Annotated in this window: 19 protein-coding genes and 1 tRNA gene; 9 read left to right on the plus strand and 11 right to left on the minus strand. The window is 69.8% G+C overall.

Translation table 11 applies throughout. The features are described from left to right. Nucleotides 1-90: 90 nt before the first annotated feature. The 5 genes from ACFVWW_RS09625 to ACFVWW_RS09645 all read right to left on the minus strand — a co-directional run bounded on the left by ACFVWW_RS09625 (nucleotide 91) and on the right by ACFVWW_RS09645 (nucleotide 5999). Nucleotides 91-1557 (minus strand): peptidoglycan D,D-transpeptidase FtsI family protein, encoded by a 1467-nt coding sequence (locus ACFVWW_RS09625; protein WP_384178398.1) that lies wholly within the window; start codon nucleotides 1555-1557, stop codon nucleotides 91-93. After that, the gene (locus ACFVWW_RS09630) at nucleotides 1554-2966 is read right to left on the minus strand and encodes an FtsW/RodA/SpoVE family cell cycle protein (RefSeq protein ID WP_384178401.1); all 1413 of its coding nucleotides are present in this window, start codon (nucleotides 2964-2966) and stop codon (nucleotides 1554-1556) included. Before ACFVWW_RS09630 ends, ACFVWW_RS09625 begins: the two co-directional genes overlap by 4 nt. Nucleotides 2967-2992: 26 nt before the next feature. Then, nucleotides 2993-4501, minus strand: a complete 1509-nt coding sequence (locus tag ACFVWW_RS09635; RefSeq protein ID WP_384178404.1) for a PP2C family protein-serine/threonine phosphatase — start codon at nucleotides 4499-4501, stop codon at nucleotides 2993-2995. Nucleotides 4502-4630: 129 nt separating this feature from the next. Further along, complete coding sequence (locus tag ACFVWW_RS09640) at nucleotides 4631-5143, minus strand: FHA domain-containing protein (RefSeq protein WP_384328831.1); 513 nt, start codon at nucleotides 5141-5143, stop codon at nucleotides 4631-4633. Nucleotides 5144-5153: 10 nt separating this feature from the next. After that, on the minus strand, nucleotides 5154-5999 hold the full coding sequence (locus ACFVWW_RS09645) for an FhaA domain-containing protein (protein WP_386877039.1): 846 nt from the start codon (nucleotides 5997-5999) through the stop codon (nucleotides 5154-5156). 314 nt (nucleotides 6000-6313) lie between these two features. Between ACFVWW_RS09645 and ACFVWW_RS09650 the strand changes: the two genes are divergently transcribed. Continuing rightward, nucleotides 6314-6397: transfer RNA gene (locus tag ACFVWW_RS09650), tRNA-Leu, on the plus strand. A 171-nt stretch (nucleotides 6398-6568) separates the two neighbouring features. Here the strand turns inward: ACFVWW_RS09650 and ACFVWW_RS09655 are convergent. Continuing rightward, on the minus strand, nucleotides 6569-7183 hold the full coding sequence (locus tag ACFVWW_RS09655) for an FMN-dependent NADH-azoreductase (RefSeq protein ID WP_384178412.1): 615 nt from the start codon (nucleotides 7181-7183) through the stop codon (nucleotides 6569-6571). 151 nt (nucleotides 7184-7334) lie between these two features. Between ACFVWW_RS09655 and ACFVWW_RS09660 the strand changes: the two genes are divergently transcribed. From ACFVWW_RS09660 to ACFVWW_RS09675, 4 genes are all read left to right on the plus strand, one after another. Continuing rightward, nucleotides 7335-7685, plus strand: coding sequence for a winged helix-turn-helix transcriptional regulator (locus tag ACFVWW_RS09660; RefSeq protein ID WP_384178415.1), 351 nt, complete (start codon nucleotides 7335-7337; stop codon nucleotides 7683-7685). Nucleotides 7686-7823: 138 nt separating this feature from the next. Beyond that, entirely contained in the window at nucleotides 7824-9293 is a 1470-nt protein-coding gene (locus ACFVWW_RS09665; protein ID WP_386877042.1) for a DUF2252 domain-containing protein, read from the plus strand. Between the two features lie 52 nt (nucleotides 9294-9345). After that, entirely contained in the window at nucleotides 9346-10236 is an 891-nt protein-coding gene (locus ACFVWW_RS09670; RefSeq protein ID WP_386877382.1) for a J domain-containing protein, read from the plus strand. Nucleotides 10237-10364: 128 nt separating this feature from the next. Then, a complete protein-coding gene (locus tag ACFVWW_RS09675) occupies nucleotides 10365-10709 on the plus strand; it encodes a rhodanese-like domain-containing protein (RefSeq protein WP_384178424.1) in 345 nt (114 codons plus the stop codon). 44 nt (nucleotides 10710-10753) lie between these two features. Here the strand turns inward: ACFVWW_RS09675 and ACFVWW_RS09680 are convergent, their stop codons facing one another. Genes ACFVWW_RS09680 through paaA form a run of 5 tightly spaced genes read right to left on the minus strand, consistent with a single transcriptional unit; the run spans nucleotide 10754 to nucleotide 14413 of the window. Beyond that, nucleotides 10754-11821, minus strand: a complete 1068-nt coding sequence (locus tag ACFVWW_RS09680) for a 2Fe-2S iron-sulfur cluster-binding protein (protein WP_384328822.1) — start codon at nucleotides 11819-11821, stop codon at nucleotides 10754-10756. Beyond that, a complete protein-coding gene (paaD, locus tag ACFVWW_RS09685; protein ID WP_386877044.1) occupies nucleotides 11822-12355 on the minus strand; it encodes a 1,2-phenylacetyl-CoA epoxidase subunit PaaD in 534 nt (177 codons plus the stop codon). It abuts the gene before it with no gap. Continuing rightward, a complete protein-coding gene (gene paaC / locus ACFVWW_RS09690) occupies nucleotides 12349-13098 on the minus strand; it encodes a 1,2-phenylacetyl-CoA epoxidase subunit PaaC (protein WP_386877046.1) in 750 nt (249 codons plus the stop codon). The genes paaD and paaC overlap by 7 nt, the downstream gene beginning before the upstream one ends. Further along, nucleotides 13095-13385, minus strand: coding sequence for a 1,2-phenylacetyl-CoA epoxidase subunit PaaB (gene paaB, locus ACFVWW_RS09695; RefSeq protein ID WP_383914018.1), 291 nt, complete (start codon nucleotides 13383-13385; stop codon nucleotides 13095-13097). The genes paaC and paaB overlap by 4 nt, the downstream gene beginning before the upstream one ends. Then, nucleotides 13382-14413: a 1,2-phenylacetyl-CoA epoxidase subunit PaaA gene (gene paaA, locus ACFVWW_RS09700; protein WP_386877048.1), complete on the minus strand. Its 1032-nt coding sequence runs from the start codon at nucleotides 14411-14413 to the stop codon at nucleotides 13382-13384. The genes paaB and paaA overlap by 4 nt, the downstream gene beginning before the upstream one ends. Nucleotides 14414-14526: 113 nt before the next feature. Between paaA and ACFVWW_RS09705 the strand changes: the two genes are divergently transcribed. The 4 genes from ACFVWW_RS09705 (at nucleotide 14527) to ACFVWW_RS09720 (ending at nucleotide 17863) form a co-directional block, all read left to right on the plus strand. After that, entirely contained in the window at nucleotides 14527-15234 is a 708-nt protein-coding gene (locus tag ACFVWW_RS09705; RefSeq protein WP_386877050.1) for a DUF5819 family protein, read from the plus strand. After that, on the plus strand, nucleotides 15231-16505 hold the full coding sequence (locus ACFVWW_RS09710; RefSeq protein WP_386877051.1) for an HTTM domain-containing protein: 1275 nt from the start codon (nucleotides 15231-15233) through the stop codon (nucleotides 16503-16505). The genes ACFVWW_RS09705 and ACFVWW_RS09710 overlap by 4 nt, the downstream gene beginning before the upstream one ends. An 88-nt stretch (nucleotides 16506-16593) precedes the next feature. Beyond that, nucleotides 16594-16983, plus strand: coding sequence for a TraR/DksA family transcriptional regulator (locus ACFVWW_RS09715; protein ID WP_386877053.1), 390 nt, complete (start codon nucleotides 16594-16596; stop codon nucleotides 16981-16983). Nucleotides 16984-17038: 55 nt separating this feature from the next. Then, entirely contained in the window at nucleotides 17039-17863 is an 825-nt protein-coding gene (locus tag ACFVWW_RS09720) for a TrmH family RNA methyltransferase (protein WP_386877055.1), read from the plus strand.

A 17863-nucleotide genomic window follows, 5' to 3' on the forward strand; every position in this document is an offset into this window, starting at 1 on the left:
GGGCACGCCGTATCCGATCCGCCCGTAGCGGTGACCTGATATACGACCGGTATCGCATTGTGCGGGTATGGACGTGAGCCGTGACCGGCGTCACTTCTTGCTGTCGATGACCGCCTTCATCACGTCCTTGGCGATGGGGGCTGCGAGGCCGCCACCGGAGATGTCGTCGCGGCTGGCGTTGCTGTCCTCGACGACCACCGCGACGGCGACCGGGGAGCCGCTGTCCGTCTTGGCGTACGAGATGAACCACGCGTACGGGTTCTTGCTGTTGTTCTCGCCGTGCTGGGCGGTGCCGGTCTTGCCGCCGACCGTCACGTTCGGAATCTGCGCCCTGGTACCCGTACCTGTCTTGACGACAGTCTCCATCATGCTCTGCAGCATCTGCGCGTTCTCCTGGCTGAGCGGCCGGCTCAGCTCCTCGGGCTCGGTCCTGCTGAGCACGTCCAGGTTGGGCGCTCCGAGCTGGTCGATCATGTACGGCTTCATCAGCTTGCCGTCATTGGCGATGGCGGCGGCGACCATGGCCATCTGGAGGGGGGTGGTGCGGGTGTCGAACTGGCCGATGGAGGACAGCGCGGTCTGTGAGGGGTCCAGCTTCTCGGGGAAGATGGAGGCGTCGGCGCGGACCGGGGTGAAGTGCTCCTGGTTGAAGCCGAACTTCTTCGCGGTCTCCAGCATCTTGTCCTTGCCGAGGTCCGCGCCCAGCTTGCCGAAGACGGTGTTGCAGGAGACGCGCAGCGCTTCACGGAGCGTGGCGTTCTTGCAGGGGATGTTGCCTTCGTTCGGCAGCGGCGTCGTGGTGCCGGGCATGGTCCAGGGAAGCGGGGACTCGGTAGGCGCGTCGACGTCCGTGACCTTGCCGTGCTCCAGGGCGGCGGCCGCGGTGACCACCTTGAAGGTGGAGCCGGGCGGGTAGGTTTGGCGCAGGGCCCGGTTGAGCATCGGGTCGTCGGGGTTGTTCTTCTTGTCGAGGGCGACCCAGGCCTTCGTGTCCTTGTCGCTGTTTCCCGCGAAGGAAGAGGGGTCGTAGCTGGGGGTGGAGGCCAGGGCGAGGATCTTGCCCGTCTGCGGGTCAAGGGCGGCGACGGCGCCCTTCTTGTCGCCGAGGCCCTCGAAGGCGGCCTTCTGGGCGGCGCCGTTGAGGGTGGTGACGACGTTGCCGCCCTTCTTCTCCTTGCCCGTGAACATCCCCATGGTGCGGTCGAAGAAGAGCCGGTCGTCGTTGCCGGTGAGGATGCCGTCCTCGAGCTTCTCGATCTGGTTGGCGTCGAAAGCCTGTGAGGCGTAGCCGGTGACGGGTGCCCACATGGGGCCGTCGGTATAGGTGCGCTTGTAGGCGAAGTCGGTGTCGTCCGTCTTGGTCGAGCCGGTGATGGGCTTGCCGTCGACGATGATGTTGCCGCGCTCGCTGCTGTACCGCTCGATGAGCACTCGGCGGTTGTACTTGTGCGAGTTCAGCTCCTCGGCGCGGGCGTACTGGAGCCAGTTGTCCCGGATCAGCAGGGCGAGCATGAGGAGCCCGCAGAAGATCGCGATGCGTCGCAGGGGCTTGTTCACGGTCGGACCACCTGGGTCATCTCGGCGTCGGGTGACGGGGCGGGGGCCGGTGCGGGCCGGCGCGCGGTGTCGCTGATACGGATCAGGACACCGATCAGGGCCCAGTTGGCGAGGACCGAGGAGCCACCCGCCGCGACGAACGGCATGGTCATACCGGTCAGCGGGATGAGGCCCATGACGCCGCCCGCGACAACGAACACCTGGATGGCGAAGGCGCCGGAGAGCCCGATGGCGAGCAGCTTGCCGAATGGGTCGCGGGCAGCGAGAGCGGTACGTACGCCTCGCTCCACGATCAGCGCGTAGAGCAGCAGGAACGCCATCGTGCCGGCGAGCCCGAGCTCCTCTCCGACGGTCGAGAGGATGAAGTCGGCGTTGGCGGCGAAGCCGATCAGGTCGGAGTTGCCCTGGCCGAGTCCGGTGCCGAGGGTGCCGCCCGAGCCGAAGGACAGCAGGGCGTCACCGATCTGCTGGCAGGCTCCGTCCGTCTTGTAACAGGCGAAGGGATCGCTCCAGGCGTTGACGCGGGCCTGGACGTGTGACTCGAAGGAGGCGACGCCGACGGCTCCGGCGGCCGACATCAGCAGGCCGAAGAAGATCCAGCTGGTTCGCTCGGTCGCCACGTACAGCATGATCACGAAGAGGCCGAAGAAGAGCAGCGACGTGCCGAGGTCCGTCTCGAAGACCAGGATCAGGATCGACATCGCCCAGATGGCGAGGATGGGGCCCAGGTCACGGCCGCGTGGCAGATACATCCCCATGAAGCGGCGGCTGGCGAGGGCCAGGGCGTCCCGCTTCACCATGAGGTAGCCGGAGAAGAAGATCGCGATGAGGATCTTCGCGAACTCACCGGGCTGGATGGAGAATCCGGCGATCGTGATCCAGATCCTGGCGCCGAACCGGGGAGGGAAGAACACCGGCAGGATGAGCAGGACCAGTGCCAGCGCCATGGAGATGTACGTGTAGCGCTGCAGGATGCGGTGATCCTTGAGGAGCATCAGTACGGCGGCGAAGAGCGCGATGCCCATCGCCGAGTACAGGAGTTGCTTCGGAGCGCCTGGACTGAAGGCGCCGTAGGCGGTCTCGGCGAGCCGGATGAGCCGCCGGGACTGGTCGAGGCGCCAGATCAGTACCAGCCCGAGGCCGTTGAGCAGCGTCGCCAGAGGAAGCAGCAGCGGATCGGCGTAGGGGGCGAATTTGCGCACCACGAGGTGGGCGACGCCGGCGAGCAGGCCGAGGCCGAGCCCGTAGCCCAGCATCCCCGTGGGTACCTTGCCGTCGAGGGCGAGCCCCACGTTCAGGTACGCGAAGACCGGGATGACGACGGCGAAGGCGAGCAGGCCCAGTTCGGTGTTGCGGCGGCTCGGTGCTTCGATCGCGCCGATGGTGGTCGTGTTGGTGACAACGCTCATGGTGGTGAAAGGCCCCCTACGGCCGGCTACTGCTGCTTACCGCAGTTCGAGGCCACTTTCTGCTCCTCTTCGGAGAGGCTGGGGCCCGGAGTGGGAGTCGCTGCTTTCGGCTTGATGTCGGTGGTCCCGGTAGAGGTGTTCGTACCGGTCGTGCCGCCGGCCTCTCCCTCGCCGGTGATCACATTGGCCTCGCGGTCGGCCAGGCGGCGCTGCTCGTCCTTCTTGCAGGCCGATGCCTGGGTGGCGAGTTCCTCGATCTTGTCGCGTCCATTGCCCAGGCTGCCCTCGGCGATGGTGGCCTCGACCTGCTTGCGCTGGTAGGGCGGGAGGTACTTGAGTTCGATCTCGGGGTGGTCCTTCTCGACCTTCGAGAGGGAGACCCAGGCCAGATCCTGGCTGATGCCCCGGTAGAGGGCGACGTGCTTCTCGTTGGCGCCCACGTAGTACTGGGTCTGGGTCCAGCGGTAGCCGCCGTACAGACCGCCGCCGACGACGGCCAGCGCGAGGACGAGGTAGAACGACCGCTTGAGCCACTTGCGGCCCGGGCGCGGCTTGACGAAGTCCTCGTCGCTGTAGGCCCCGAAGCCGCCCTCGGGGGGCATGCCGCCGTAGCCGCCGTCGCCGCCGCTGCCGGGCGGGCCGAAGCCGCCGGCGCTCTGCTGCGGTACGGCGCGGCCGAGGCCGGCCGCGCGGCCCGCGGGGGTCTGCATCGCGGCGGCGTTCTCGGCGGAGCTCAGCGGGAGCTGGTTCTCGGCGACCGCGCCGACGACGACCGGGGTGTCGTTGAGCTGCCCGGCGAGGGTGTCGTTGGACTCGACGTCCAGGACGTCGGCCACGATGCAGGTGATGTTGTCGGGTCCGCCGCCGCGCAGGGCGAGCTGGATGAGCGCCTGGATGGTCTCCTGCGGGCCCTGGTAGCTGGCGAGCGTCTCTTCCATCGTCTGGTGGGAGACGACGCCGGAGAGGCCGTCCGAGCAGATCAAGTAGCGGTCGCCGACGCGGACTTCGCGGATGGAGAGGTCGGGCTCGACATGGTCGCCGCTGCCCAGCGCGCGCATCAGCAGGGAGCGCTGCGGGTGGGTGGTGGCTTCTTCCTCGGTGATCCGGCCCTCGTCGACCAGCCGCTGCACCCAGGTGTGGTCCTGGGTGATCTGGCTCAGTACGCCGTCGCGCAGCAAGTAGGCGCGGGAGTCGCCGACATGGACGAGGCCGAGCCGCTGGCCGGTCCAGAGAAGGGCGGTGAGCGTGGTGCCCATGCCCTCCAGCTGGGGGTCCTCCTCGACCATCAGCCGCAGTTGGTCGTTGGCGCGCTGGACGGTGGTTCCGAGCGAGGTGAGGATGTCCGATCCCGGCACGTCGTCGTCGAGCTGCACGAGGGTGGAGATCACCTCGGAGGAGGCGACCTCACCGGCGGCCTGGCCGCCCATGCCGTCGGCGATGGCCAGCAGCCGGGGGCCGGCGTAGCCGGAGTCCTCGTTTCCTTCCCGGATCATGCCCTTGTGCGATCCGGCGGCGAAACGCAGAGACAGACTCATGCGCACCTCACCCGTCGGCTCGGGGTACAGCCGGTCTCGAGCCACACTGCCCACCCTCCCGTCGGGAGCCTGCTCCGGTCCGCTGTCCGGACCGCTGCGGCTCGCTCGCTCCGCTCGCTCATTGTCGTACTACTTCCGCAGCTCGATGACGGTCTTGCCGATGCGAATCGGAGAGCCCAGCGGAATCGGTGTCGGGGTGGTGAGTCGGGTCCGGTCGAGATACGTGCCGTTGGTGGACCCGAGATCCTCGACGATCCACTGGCCGTCACGGTCCGGGTAGATCCTGGCATGCCTGCTGGACGCGTAGTCGTCGTCCAGCACGATCGTTGAATCGTGCGCGCGGCCCAGGGTGATGGTCTGCCCCTGGAGCGCCACCGTGGTGCCGGTGAGGGTGCCCTCGGAGACGACCAGCTTGGTGGGTGCCCCGCGGCGCTGGCGGCTTCCCTGCTGCTGGCGCTGGGCGGGCGGTGCCGCGTTCTGGCGGGCCTGCTGCGGGCGGGCCTCGCCGCTGCGGCGTGAGCCGCGCTGCGTGACGCGTGTTCCGAACAGATCGCTGCGGATGACCTGGACGGCCACGATCACGAACAGCCACAGAACGGCCAGAAAACCTAGCCGCATGACCGTCAGGGTCAGCTCTGACATTGCCCCCGCTTCACCCTTCGGCTTGCCTGTAAACGATGGTGGTATTGCCCACGACGATCCGCGAGCCGTCGCGGAGCGTAGCGCGGGTGGTGTGCTGTCCGTCTACCACGATGCCGTTGGTGGACCCGAGGTCCTGGATCGTCGAGGGCGTTCCGGTCCGGATCTCGCAGTGGCGGCGCGATACGCCGGGGTCGTCGATCCGGACGTCGGCGTCGGTGCTGCGCCCCATGACCAGCGTCGCACGGGAGATCTGGTGGCGGGTGCCGTTGATCTCGATCCAGCGGCGTACCTGGCCGTGTGTCATCGGGCCGGCGCCGTGGCCCGGGGGCGGTGTGTGGCCCGCGGAGGGCCCGTGGCCGCCGGGCGGCGGGGCGGCGGGCATGGGGGGTACCGCGGCGGGCGGGTAGCCGTAGCCGCTGGGGGCACCGCCCCGGGGGGAAGCGGGTGCGGAGACAGGGCCGCGCTCGGGCGCCTGTGACGAACTCGACGCCAGGGTGCGGCTGCGCACCCGGTACAGACCGGTGTCGAGGTCCTCGGCCTTCTCCAGATGGACCTTGATCGGGCCCATGAACGTGTAGCGCTGCTGCTTCGCGTAATCGCGGACCAGCCCGGACAGTTCGTCGCCGAGTTGGCCGGAGTACGGGCTGAGGCGCTCGTAGTCGGGCGTGCTCAGCTCCACGATGAAGTCATTGGGGACGACGGTCCGCTCGCGGTTCCAGATCGTTGCGTTGTTGTCGCATTCGCGCTGCAGGGCGCCCGCGATCTCGACGGGCTGGACCTCGGACTTGAACACCTTCGCGAAGGTGCCGTTGACCAGACCTTCGAGACGCTGCTCGAAACGCTTCATGACTCCCATGGGGCACCTCCTCCGTCGTTGCCGTCCTGGTACTGCTTACTGATCGTATCCACGCGTCGGGAAATCGGCTGGTTCCCCTTGTCTGCCCCGTCGATGAGTGTCCCCTCTCACAGGGATCGTAGAGGCGGCCTCATGACAGTGTCCCGCACGCCGGGTGCACTCAGGAGGAGTGGGGGGCGGCCGTTGTTCGTTCCCTGTTCCGCGGTCGGGTCGCCCAAACAACGGATGTGAATCCACCCTCCCCATCGTGCTAATCTTCTCGATGTCGCCAGGAGCACACACCAGCAGGTGAGGCACCGAACGGCACACCCAATGCGCGGGTGGCGGAATAGGCAGACGCGCTGGATTCAGGTTCCAGTGCCCGAAAGGGCGTGGGGGTTCAACTCCCCCCTCGCGCACAGATGGAAGCCCCGTAGGTCATCGACCTACGGGGCTTCTTCGTTGTGTCTTCGCGTCCGGATCGTGTCCTGATTGTGCCCTGCTGTCCGGAGCGCTGCGATGTGAGACATATCTCCCGTGAGGCCGGGCCTGCGGGGAGATATGCCTCAGCTCGCGAGGGTGTGTGAGGCTCAGGCGGCGAGGCGCGCGGCCAGGGCCTTGGCCTTCTGGGTGGCCTCTTCGCGGGCCTTGGTACGGGACGCCTCGGCGAGCGGGATGAACTCGGCCATCTCCGGCCTGGAATGGGCCAGGGTCAGCTCGGGAACGATGAAGTCGATCTCGGTGGCGCCGAACATGCCCGTCAGCACCTTCTCCAGGTAGTTCTGGACGAACTCGAAGTCCTCGCGCGGGGTGCCGGGAGCGTACGAGCCGCCGCGGCTGGCGACGATCGTGAACGGGGTGGCGCCCACCGTGCTGTCGGGGCCCGCGTTGTGGCCGACGATGATCACCTGGTCCAGCCATGCCTTCAGGGTGGACGAGATCGTGAAGTTGTACATCGGGGCGCCGATCAGTACGGCGTCCGCCTCCGCCAGCTCGGCCGCGAGTTCGGCGCGCAGCGCGTTCTCCGGGCCGGCGACGACGGCGGTGATGTCGAGGTGCGGCAGCGGGGTGGCGGCGAGATCGCGGTAGACGACCTTGCCCTCCGGGTGCTGCTCCAGCCAGGACTCGACGAACGCGGCGGTGATGTCGCGCGAGGCGGAGCCTTCGGGGAAGACGGCGGAGTCGATGTGCAGAAGCGTGGCCATGACGGTCTCCATAAGGGGGTGCTGGGACGGCGTAGGGGCGACGTAGGACGACGCGGGGACGACGTGTGGACGGAAGTTCCGTTCGTACCTATAGATAACATAGTCGCTTACTTTTTTTCATCCCACCCTCGGAAACCAGTACTCTGTGGATATGGCGGACCCCGGCGAGCACGTGTGCAAGAAGGTCGACATCGGCATCACGCGCGTCTTCGAGCTGCTCGGCAAGCGGTGGACCGGCCTGATCATTTCCGTACTCATGGGACGGGCGGTCTACTTCGCGGAGCTGCGGCGGGCGATCCCGGGCATCAGCGAGCGCATGCTCTCGGACCGGCTGACCGAGCTGGCGGCGGCGGGCCTGGTCGTCCGTGAGGTCGACGAGGGGCCGCCGCTGCGGGTCGCGTACCGGCTGACGGCGGCCGGGACGGCGATGGAGCCCGCGCTGAAGGAACTGTCCCGGTGGGCCGAGTCCCATCTGCGGGCGACGCCGGAAGACAGCTGCTAGCCAGGGCGTATCCGCAGTGGTCCAGTGGTCCAGTTGTTCACAGTTGTCCAGTTGTCCACAGGGGGAGACGGCTGTCCGGGCCCGGCGGTACCGTCGTCGGCAGTTGATGTTGCGCGAGTACGGGGGAGGCAGCACGCCATGGGCGATGTCGGGTCGGTGGGGGCAGGGCGGCGGACGGATCCCGGAGCGGAGCGCGTTCCGGTGGTGCCGGGCTTCGCGCCCCGCGCCGCCATGGACGCTCCGGGGCGGACGCCCAAGGCGCTGGGGAAGGCGCTGCGGGCCCGGGTGCCGCGTTCCTCGCACGACGCGGTGGTGCTCGCCGCGAGCCGGCCCGACGCCGTGCGGGCCGTCGAGGAGTCGAGCCGGGGCCGGGTGCCCGAGCTGACGCCGATCCGGGTGGGCCGGATGGCAGCGACCCCCTTCGCCTTTCTGCGCGGCGCCGCCGGGCTGATGGCCCAGGACCTGACGGGCACCCCGGTCACCGGGGTCGGCGCGCAGATCTGCGGGGACGCGCACGCGGCGAACTTCGGCCTGTACGGGGACGCGCGCGGCCGGCTCGTCATCGATCTGAACGACTTCGACGAGACCGTGGTCGGCCCCTGGGAGTGGGACGTCAAGCGGCTCGCCACCTCGCTGGTGCTGGCCGGCCGTGAGGCGGGCGCGGACGAGGACACCTGCCGGCGCGGGGCGTGCGACGCGGTGGGCGCCTACCGGCGCACGATGCGGTTGCTGGCGAAACTTCCCGCGCTCGACGCGTGGAACGCGATTGCCGACGAGGAGCTCGTCTCGCACGCGGACGCCCGCGATCTGGCCGGCACGCTGGAGCGCGTCTCGGAGAAGGCCCGAAACAACACGAGCGCGCGGTTCGCGGCCAGGTCGACCGAGGCGGTGTCCGAGGAGGGCGGGGCCGGCGGGGGAGCCGCGCAGCGGCGCTTCGTCGACGCGCCGCCCGTTCTGCGGCGGGTGCCCGACGAGGAGGCGGCGGCGGTGGCCGCCTCGCTCGAGGAGTATCTGAGCACGCTCTCGGAGGACCGGCTGCCGCTGCTCGCGCGGTACGCGGTCCACGATGTGGCGTTCCGGGTGGTCGGCACCGGCAGCGTCGGGACGCGCTCGTATGTGGTGCTGCTGCTCGATCACCGGGGCGAGGCACTGGTGCTGCAGGTGAAGGAGGCACGGGCCTCCGCCCTGCTGCCCCATCTGCCGGCCGTCGGCTTCGAGGCGCCCGCCGTGGTGCACGAGGGGCGCCGTGTGGTGCTCGGGCAGAAGCGGATGCAGGTGGTGAGCGACAACCTGCTGGGCTGGACGACGGTCCGGGGCAGGCCGTACCAGGTGCGTCAGTTCAGGAACCGCAAGGGGAGCGTGGATCCGGCGGCGCTGCCGGCCGACCAGATCGACGACTACGGCCGGATGACCGCCGCGCTGCTGGCCAGGGCCCACGCGCACAGCGTGGACCCGCGCCTGATCGCCGGATACTGCGGCAAGAACGAGGAGCTGGATGTGGCCGTGGCGGCCTTCGCCGTGGCGTACGCGGACCGTACGGAGGCGGACCACGCCGCGCTGGTGGCGGCGGTCAGGAGCGGGCGGATAGCGGCCGAGCTCGGGGTGTGACGGCCCGGGCCGGGGCGGAGGCCGCCGGTATCACCCGTACGCTGGACGGGTGATGCACGACGCCCCCGGGGAGCCGACGATCCGTAACGACGACGAGCAGGACGTACGAGACGTGCCTGATGCGACGGAAGCCACGGTGGCGTCGGGCGAGGGCGAGGCGGCGGACGCGCCGCGGCCCGAGGCGCGGCTGGACAAGGCCGTGCGCGCCGCTGAGCAGGCGCTGATCGAGTTCGAGATCGCGCTGGAGACCTTCCGGATCGAGGTGGAGAACTTCTCCCGGCTGCACCACCAGCGGCTCGGCCCGATGTACTCCCGGCTGGACGAGCTGGACGCGATGATCGCCGAGGCCCGGGCGGCGCGCACCGGCGACGCCGAGGATCTGCGCAAGGCGCGCGAGGCCCGCGCGCTGGTGCAGCCGATGCCGGGGGTGGAGGAGCTCTTCCACGACTGGCTCGACTCCGAGGGCCTGTCGCCGGAGGCGGCGGCGATGCTGACCGATCGGCCGGTCCGGCCGCCCAAGCGGGTGCGGCCGAGTGACGAGGCCCGCAAGCTCTACCGCGATCTGGTGCGCAAGGCGCATCCGGATCTGGCGCGGGACGACAAGGAGCGGGCGCGGCGTGAGGAGTTCCTCACGCGCGTCAATGCCGCGTACGGGCGGGGGGACGAGCCGCTGCTGCGGGAGCTGGTGGAGGAGTGGGCGGCCGGGCCCGCGCCGCAGGCGCCCCGGCTGAGCGAGAGCGAGGAGCTCTACGCCCGCCTGGAGTGGCTGTCGCAGCGCAAGGAAATGCTGGCGGTGGTGGCGCAGGAGCTGGAGGAGAGCGCGATCGGCGCGATGCTCAGGATGGCGCCCGAGGACCCGGACCGACTGCTGGAGGAGATCGCCGAGCAGCTGCTCGCCGAGGTCTCCGAGCGTGAGACGGAACTGGCCAAGCTGGTGCAGTAGGTTTTCCGGAGTCCAGTCCGGCAGTCCTGCCGCGGTTCCGGTCACGGTTTCGGTTCCGGCCAGGGCGCCGGCCCCGGTCCCGGTCGGCCCCCGGTCCGCCCGGTCACGTACGAGAGAAGGCACCACCCATGAACTTCGCCCCGCTGCCCTCGGTCGATGTCGCGGCGGTTCCGTCCGACGGCCTGGTGCTGGATGTCCGGGAGGACGACGAGTGGGCGGCCGGTCATGTCGAGGGCGCGCTGCATGTCCCGATGAGTGACTTCGTGGCGCGCTTCGCGGAGGTGACCGAGGCGGTGGCCGGGGGCCGGAAGGCCTATGTGATGTGCCGGGTCGGCGGCCGCTCCGCACAGGTCACCCAGTATCTGGTGCAGCAGGGCGTCGACGCGGTGAACGTGGAGGGCGGCATGCTCGCCTGGGACGGTGCCGGGCGGCCGATGGTCGCCGGCGACGGCACCGCGGCGTTCGTCCTCTGAGCCCCGGCCCGCGCCTCTGTCCGAGGCGCGGATCCGGGACCGGCTCAGCGGTCGAAGTCCAACTCCACTTCCGCGGTGGCCGGGTGGGACTGACAGGCCAGGACGTAGCCCGCGTCCGTCTCTTCCGGTTCGAGCGCGAAGTTGCGGTCCATCCTGACCTCGCCCGAGACCAGGAACGCCCGACAGGTCCCGCACACCCCGCCCTTGCACGCGTACGGCGCGTCCGAGCGGCTGCGCAGCACGGTCTCCAGCAGCGATTCGCCTTCCTGGACCGGCCAGTTGCCGGACCGGCCGTCGAGGGTCGCGGTGAGGGTGCTGTGCGCGGGCGCGCGCGCGGCGGCCGTGGCAAAGGCAGCTGTGGCCGAGGGGCCGGCCACTCCGTCGTCGACGTGGAAGATCTCCTGGTGGATACGGCCACGGGGCACCCCGAGGCCGCGCAGCGCCCGGTCGGCGCCGACCACCAGACCCAGCGGGCCGCAGAGGAACCAGCCGTCGACCTCGGCCACCGGGAGGAGCGCGGGCAGCAGCCCGGTCAGCCGCTCCTGGTCCAGCCGGCCGGACGGCAGGCCCGCCTGCTGTTCCTCCCGGGAGACCACCGTGACCAGCTGAAAGCGGTCCGGATAGCGGTCCTTGAGGTCGGCGACCTCTTCCAGGAACATCGTCGAGGCCACGGTGCGGTCGCTGCGGATCAGACAGAACCGGGCGGCCGGCTCCCGCGCGAGCAGGGTGGCCGCGATCGACAGCACCGGGGTGATGCCGCTGCCGCCGACGACCGCCGCGAAATGTCCCGCGCGCGGTTCGAGCACGAAGCGGCCCGTCGGTTCCATGACGTCGACCGTGTCGCCCACGGCGAGTTCCTTGAGGGCGTACGTCGAGAACTCGCCGCCCTCGACCAGCCTGATGCCTACGCGCAGCACGGGATCGGCGCCGGCGGGAGCGCTGATCGAGTACGTACGCCTGATCTCCTCACCCTGTGCGGTGCGGCGCAGGGCGATGTGCTGGCCGGGGGTGTGCCGGAACGCCTCGCGGAGCTCGGGCGGCACGGCGAAGGTGACGGCCACCGCGTCGTCCGTGAGCCGCTCGACCTCGCTGACCCGGAGCGGATGGAACATCTACAACTCCTTGAAGTGGTCGAACGGTTCGCCGCAGGCCGCACAGCGGCGCAGCGCCTTGCACGCGGTGGAGGAGAACCTGCTCAGCAGCTCGGTGTCGGTCGAGTCGCAGTGCGGGCAGCGGATGGCGAGCGTGAGCGCCACCGGCCCGTCGGCGTGGTGCGGGCGGGGCGGGGCTATGCCGAACTCCGCGAGCTTGCGCCGGCCCTCGGCGCTGATGTCGTCCGTCGACCAGGCCGGGGAGAGGACCGTGACGACCGAGACCTCCGGGATGCCGCGCTCGTGCAGCACGCGCTCGATGTCCGAGGACATCGCCTCGATCGCCGGACAGCCGGTGTAGGTGGGGGTCAGTTCGACCCGGACCGTGCCGGGGCCCGACATCCGGACGGTGCGCAGCACGCCCAGCTCCTCCAGCGTCACCACCGGCAGTTCGGGGTCGGGCACGGCGCCGGCCAGGCCGCGCAGCTCGGACTCCAGCGCCGTCGTGGGCGCGGCGGCGGCCGGGGCGTCGGGAGCGCCTGTGCCGGTCACCATGACGCTCCTGGGTGGCTGCGGTGCAGATGCTGCATCTCGGCGAGCATCCGCCCGAACGGCTCGGTGTGCAGTCCCTGCCGGCCGGCGCCCGCCGCCCAGGCCCCGGACCGCGGTCCGTCCGGCACGGCCAGCGTCGCCTTCTCCAGCACGGAGGTGACGGAGTCGAGCCAACTGCTTTCCAGTCCCTGCCAGTCGACGTCGAGCCCTTCGACGGGCTGGAACATCTCGCCGGTGAAGCGCCAGAGCGCCTCGCAGGCCAGCCGCATCCGGTCATGGCTCTCGGCCGTGCCGTCGCCGAGCCGCAGTGTCCAGTGCTCGGCGTGGTCCTGGTGGTACGCGACCTCCTTGACCGCCTTGGCCGCGAGCCCGGTGAATTCGTTGTCCCCGGAGGCCAGTTGCCGGTACAGGAACAGTTGGTAGGTGGAGAAGTAGAGCTGGCGGGCGATGGTGTGCGCGAAGTCGCCGTTCGGCTGCTCGACCAGCTGGAGATTGCGGAAGGACCGCTCCTCGCGGAGGTAGGCCAGCTCGTCCTCGTCCCCGACGAGGGAGAGCAGGATCCGCGCCTGTCCCAGCAGATCCAGCGCGATATTGGCGAGCGCGACCTCTTCCTCCAGTACGGGGGCGTGGCCCGCCCACTCCCCCAGCCGGTGCGAGAGCACCAGGGCGTCGTCGCCCAGGGCCAGCGCTGCGGCGGTGGCGGGGGCGGTGGCGTGGGCGGAGAGGGTCACCGGTACGTCGTTCACAGGTGCTTCACCCCCTCCGGGATCTCGTAGAAGGTCGGGTGGCGGTACGGCTTGTCAGCGGCCGAAGCGAAGAAGGGGTCCTTCTCGTCGGGCGAGGAAGCGGTGATCGCCGAGGACGGCACCACCCAGATCGATACGCCCTCACTGCGCCGGGTGTAGAGATCGCGGGCATTGCGGAGCGCCATCTCCGCGTCGGGGGCGTGCAGGCTGCCCGCGTGGGTGTGGGACAGCCCACGGCGGGAGCGCACGAACACCTCCCACAGCGGCCAGTCGGTCGAGCTGCTCATGCCGTCGCCTTCCTGCGCGTCGTGTCTTCCCGCGTCCCGCTGTCGTGCGGTGCCCGGGCGGGGCTGTGCTTCGTCGCGTACGCGGCGGCCGCCTCCCGCACCCAGGCTCCTTCTTCGTGCGCCCGGCGGCGCTGGGTGATCCGCTGTTCGTTGCAGGGCCCGTTGCCCTTCAGCACATCCCGGAACTCGGCCCAGTCGATGGCTCCGAAGTCATGCCGGCCCCGCTCCTCGTTCCACCGGAGGTCCGGGTCGGGGAGGACCAGGCCGAGGGCCTCGGCCTGCGGGACACAGATGTCCACGAAGCGCTGGCGCAGCTCGTCGTTGGAATGCCGCTTGATGTTCCAGGCCATGGACTGCGCGGAGTGCGCCGACTCGTCGTCCGGCGGGCCGAACATCATCAGCGACGGCCACCACCAGCGGTTCACCGCGTCCTGCGCCATGTCGTGCTGGGCGGGCGTCCCGTTGCTGAGGGCGAGCAGCAGCTCGTACCCCTGCCGCTGGTGGAAGGACTCCTCCTTGCAGATCCTGACCATCGCCCGCGCGTACGGGCCGTAGGAGCAGCGGCACAGCGGGACCTGGTTGGTGATCGCCGCGCCGTCCACCAGCCAGCCGATCGCGCCGACATCGGCCCAGGTCAGCGTCGGATAGTTGAAGATCGACGAATACTTCTGGCGGCCGGAGTGGAGCTTGTCCAGCAGCTCGTCGCGGCCGGTGCCCAGGGTCTCGGCCGCGCTGTACAGATACAGGCCATGGCCGGCTTCGTCCTGCACCTTGGCGATCAGGATCGCCTTGCGGCGCAGCGACGGCGCGCGCGAGATCCAGTTCGCCTCGGGCTGCATGCCGATGATCTCGGAGTGGGCGTGCTGCGCCATCTGGCGGACCAGCGAGGCGCGGTACGCCTCCGGCATCCAGTCGCGCGGCTCGATGCGCTCGTCGGCGGCCACGACCGCGTCGAACGCCGCCTCGAACGCCTCCACCGTGGTCTCCATCGTCGCCTCCGCAGCTGTCCCCGCGGTCACTGCCGTCATCCGGGCCCCCTACCGACCGATCGTTCGGTTCATCGACTTCAATGGTGAGTCGGCGGCCCGTAGGGTGTCAACCCTGTGGATAACTGAGGCGCACCAACGGGGATCGGGGCGGGATGGATTCGTACGACGACAAGGGTGTGAAAGCCGGGCCGCCACCCGGCGCCGGGATATCCGGCCTCTCCCTCCCCTATCAGGTGGTGGCCGCGGTCGCCCTCGCCGTCATCGGGCTGCTGGCCTGCGGTCATGTGGCCATGGTGTTCCTGCATGTAGCCCCGTCCAACACGCTGACCAAGCTGCACGGCGACGCCGTCGACGACTGGATATATCCCGAGTTCGAGCAGAACTGGAAGCTCTTCGCGCCCAACCCTCTCCAGCAGAATGCCGCCGTTCAGGTGCGCGCCCAGGTGGAGACGTCCGACGGCGTACGGAAGACCACCGGCTGGATCGATCTCTCCGCCGCGGACGGCGAAGCGATCCGGGGCAATCCGCTCCCCAGCCATGTCGACCAGAACGAACTGCGCCGCGGCTGGGACTTCTACCTCGGCTCGCATGACAGCGAGAACCGCCCCAACGGACTGCGCGGACAGCTCTCGGAAGGCTATGTCCGCCGCATAGTGATGCTGCGCCTGGAGCGCCACGACCTGGGCGGTCCCGTGGAGCGCGTCCAGATCAGGTCCGCCACCAGCGCGGTCGCGGCGCCCGTGTGGAGCAAGGAGAAGATCAACACCCGGCCCGCCTACCGGCTCTTCCCCTGGTGGACGGTGAACGCCGGGGATCTTCCCCGGGGCGTACGGAACGGCCGCACGGAGGCGGGCGAGTGAGCGAGCAATCGGTCGAGCGGCCGAGCACGGACCGGCGGGCGGCACGGGCCATCGAGCGCGTGACGTCCACGGCCCTCGGCCCGTACCAGAGCGCGGTCGTCCGGATCGGGTTCGCCGGCACCTGGCTGCTGTTCCTGCTGTGGGAGCTGCCCCACCGCCGTGAGCTGTACGGGCCCGAGAGCCCCTGGAGCTGGGACATGGCCCAGCAGCTGATCGCGAAGAACGGTGCCTTCACCGGACTGATGTGGTCGGACAGCATGGTGTGGTTCGAGATCGTGTTCGCCGTCGCCGTACTGTCCAGCGCCTTGCTGTTGCTGGGCTGGCGCACCCGCACGATGTCCGTGGTCTTCATGTTCGGTGTGCTGTCGCTGCAGAACCGCAGCATCTTCATGGGCGACGGCGGGGACAACGTCATCCATCTGATGGCGATCTATCTGGTGCTGACCCGCTGCGGCCAGGTCTGGTCGCTGGACGCCAGGCGCGCGGCGCGTGCCGCGGCCCGGACCGGGGACGAGACCGGGGCTCCGGACGGCGAGAGGGCTCCGGACGCCGCAGATGCCGTCGGCGGGGTCGTGCGGGACCGGGTCGGGCCCGTCCTGTGGGCCGTCCTGGGCGCCTTCCTGCTCATCGGTACGGTGACGGACCGGGTCCAGGTCGAGACCTGGCTGATGGTCCTGTTCTGGGGGCTGTGGATCGGGCAGGGGCTGTGGTGGGCGGCGAACCGCTTCGCGCCCGGCGGTGAGCCCCGCGCCCTGCTGAACGTTCTCGCCAACCTCATCCACAATGCCGGACTCGCGGTCATCATGGCCGAGGTCTGTCTCGTGTACGCCACCGCCGGCTGGTACAAGATCCAGGGCTCGCGCTGGCAGGACGGCACCGCCCTGTACTACCCGCTCAAGCTGGACTACTTCACCCCCTGGCCGGATCTCTCCGGCCTTCTCGCGTCCAGCGCGATCATGGTGATGCTGCTGACCTACGGCACGGTCATCGTGCAGGTCGCCTTCCCGTTCACGCTGTTCAACCGGCGCGTCAAGAATGTGCTGCTGATCGCGATGATCCTGGAGCACGCCGGTATCGCCGTGCTGCTCGGGCTGCCGTTCTTCTCGCTCGCGATGATCGCCGCCGACGCGGTGTTCCTGCCGACGATCTTCCTGACCTGGCTCGGCGGCCAGGTCACGCGCCGGTGGGAGAGGCTCCAGCCGCGTCGCCGGAAGGATGTGCCGAAGCAGCGGAGCGACAGTACGGAGCAGCCCCCTGCCCTCATCGGGTGAGCGGCGGGGCTCGGCCGAGACGCGGGGATCTGGCGCCCAGGGCGCGGGGCGCGCGGAATGCGCACCTGGATGCCGACGTTGTCGCAGCATGAACGATTCGTCACGGAACGCCGCTTTTCCGTCCGCCGAACATGAGTCCGTCCGTGAGCGGCTGGCGGCCGAACGTGCCGGCACGCACGCGCAGATCGCGGCACTGAGCCGCGACTTCGACGCGATCGTCGAGGCGAACGCTCTGGTGGCGGTCGACGACGAGCACGACCCGGAGGGGTCGAGCACCGCCTTCGAGCGGGCCCATGTGGCCGCCATGCTCGGACAGGCACGTGACCATCTGGTCGAGCTGGACCGGACACTCGAACGGCTGGATCGAGGGGAGTACGGGCGGTGCGAGGGGTGCGGCGAACCGATCCCCGCGGAACGTCTGGAGGCGCGGCCGGCGGCGCGGACCTGCGTGCGCTGTGCCACCATCCACCCCCGCTGACCGGGGGCTCGGAACGAAGTGCCTGGTGAACGCAGGCAAGCCGTACGCTGAGGCGATGAACGACGCTGATGCCACCCTCGCCGTACGGCAGTGGCGCGAGGCCGGCCCCGACCTGGTGGTGCTCGACGGCTTCCACGCTCTGAAGCACGCGCTCCGGTTCGGCGCGGACGTACGGTCGGCTGTCACGAGCGACAAGGATTCCGCCCTGGCTCTGGCCGCGGAACTCGCCGACGACGTGACCGACGCGATCAGGGAATCCGTCGTTGAGGTACCGGCCGAGGTCCTGCGCGCACTGGTGCCGCGAGTCCACGCCACCCGGATGGCCGCTCTGGCGGTCAGGCGCGGCCGTCGGACCAACCTGGACGCGCTGTCGGCGCAGCCGCGTCAGTCCCCCGTCGTGGTCCTGGACAACCCGCGCAATCTGGGGAACGTCGGGGCTGTGGTGCGGCTGGCCGCCGGGTTCGGGGCGACCGGTGTGATCACTACCGGTGACATGGACCCGTGGCACGCGAACGCCGTGCGCTCGGGGGCCGGTCTCCACTTCGCCACCGCTGTCGAGCGGCTGTCTCCCGAGGAGTTTCCGCCGGGGCCGCTGTACGCGCTGGACCCGGAGGGGGACGACATCAGGTCCGTGGACATCCCGGACGACGCGTTGCTCGCCTTCGGCTCCGAGCGGCACGGGCTCTCGGCGGAGATACGGAGCCGGGCCACCAAGCTGCTGTCGCTCCCGATGCGTCCCCAGGTGTCCAGCTACAACCTCGCGACCAGCGTGGCCATGACGTTGTTCCACTGGGGCGGGCCGGCCGGAACCCCGAGCGGGCCGGCCGAGGCCGGCTCCTCCGCCCGGTCCGCGGACATCCCGGCGCCGCCCGCCCTGTGA

Origin of the sequence: Streptomyces sp. NPDC058198 (genome assembly GCF_042882605.1) — a bacterium.
In the GTDB taxonomy this organism is placed as follows: domain Bacteria; phylum Actinomycetota; class Actinomycetes; order Streptomycetales; family Streptomycetaceae; genus Streptomyces.

Bases quoted from the DNA above. Each gene is read 5' to 3' on its own strand.
- ACFVWW_RS09630 (WP_384178401.1), bottom strand. From the start codon at position 2,966: ATGAGCGTTGTCACCAACACGACCACCATCGGCGCGATCGAAGCACCG.
- ACFVWW_RS09635 (WP_384178404.1), bottom strand. From the start codon at position 4,501: ATGAGTCTGTCTCTGCGTTTCGCCGCCGGATCGCACAAGGGCATGATC.
- ACFVWW_RS09640 (WP_384328831.1), bottom strand. From the start codon at position 5,143: ATGTCAGAGCTGACCCTGACGGTCATGCGGCTAGGTTTTCTGGCCGTT.
- ACFVWW_RS09645 (WP_386877039.1), bottom strand. From the start codon at position 5,999: ATGGGAGTCATGAAGCGTTTCGAGCAGCGTCTCGAAGGTCTGGTCAAC.
- ACFVWW_RS09655 (WP_384178412.1), bottom strand. From the start codon at position 7,183: ATGGCCACGCTTCTGCACATCGACTCCGCCGTCTTCCCCGAAGGCTCC.
- ACFVWW_RS09660 (WP_384178415.1), top strand. From the start codon at position 7,335: ATGGCGGACCCCGGCGAGCACGTGTGCAAGAAGGTCGACATCGGCATC.
- ACFVWW_RS09665 (WP_386877042.1), top strand. From the start codon at position 7,824: ATGGGCGATGTCGGGTCGGTGGGGGCAGGGCGGCGGACGGATCCCGGA.
- ACFVWW_RS09670 (WP_386877382.1), top strand. From the start codon at position 9,346: ATGCACGACGCCCCCGGGGAGCCGACGATCCGTAACGACGACGAGCAG.
- ACFVWW_RS09675 (WP_384178424.1), top strand. From the start codon at position 10,365: ATGAACTTCGCCCCGCTGCCCTCGGTCGATGTCGCGGCGGTTCCGTCC.
- ACFVWW_RS09680 (WP_384328822.1), bottom strand. From the start codon at position 11,821: ATGTTCCATCCGCTCCGGGTCAGCGAGGTCGAGCGGCTCACGGACGAC.
- paaD (WP_386877044.1), bottom strand. From the start codon at position 12,355: ATGGTGACCGGCACAGGCGCTCCCGACGCCCCGGCCGCCGCCGCGCCC.
- paaB (WP_383914018.1), bottom strand. From the start codon at position 13,385: ATGAGCAGCTCGACCGACTGGCCGCTGTGGGAGGTGTTCGTGCGCTCC.
- paaA (WP_386877048.1), bottom strand. From the start codon at position 14,413: ATGACGGCAGTGACCGCGGGGACAGCTGCGGAGGCGACGATGGAGACC.
- ACFVWW_RS09705 (WP_386877050.1), top strand. From the start codon at position 14,527: ATGGATTCGTACGACGACAAGGGTGTGAAAGCCGGGCCGCCACCCGGC.
- ACFVWW_RS09715 (WP_386877053.1), top strand. From the start codon at position 16,594: ATGAACGATTCGTCACGGAACGCCGCTTTTCCGTCCGCCGAACATGAG.
- ACFVWW_RS09720 (WP_386877055.1), top strand. From the start codon at position 17,039: ATGAACGACGCTGATGCCACCCTCGCCGTACGGCAGTGGCGCGAGGCC.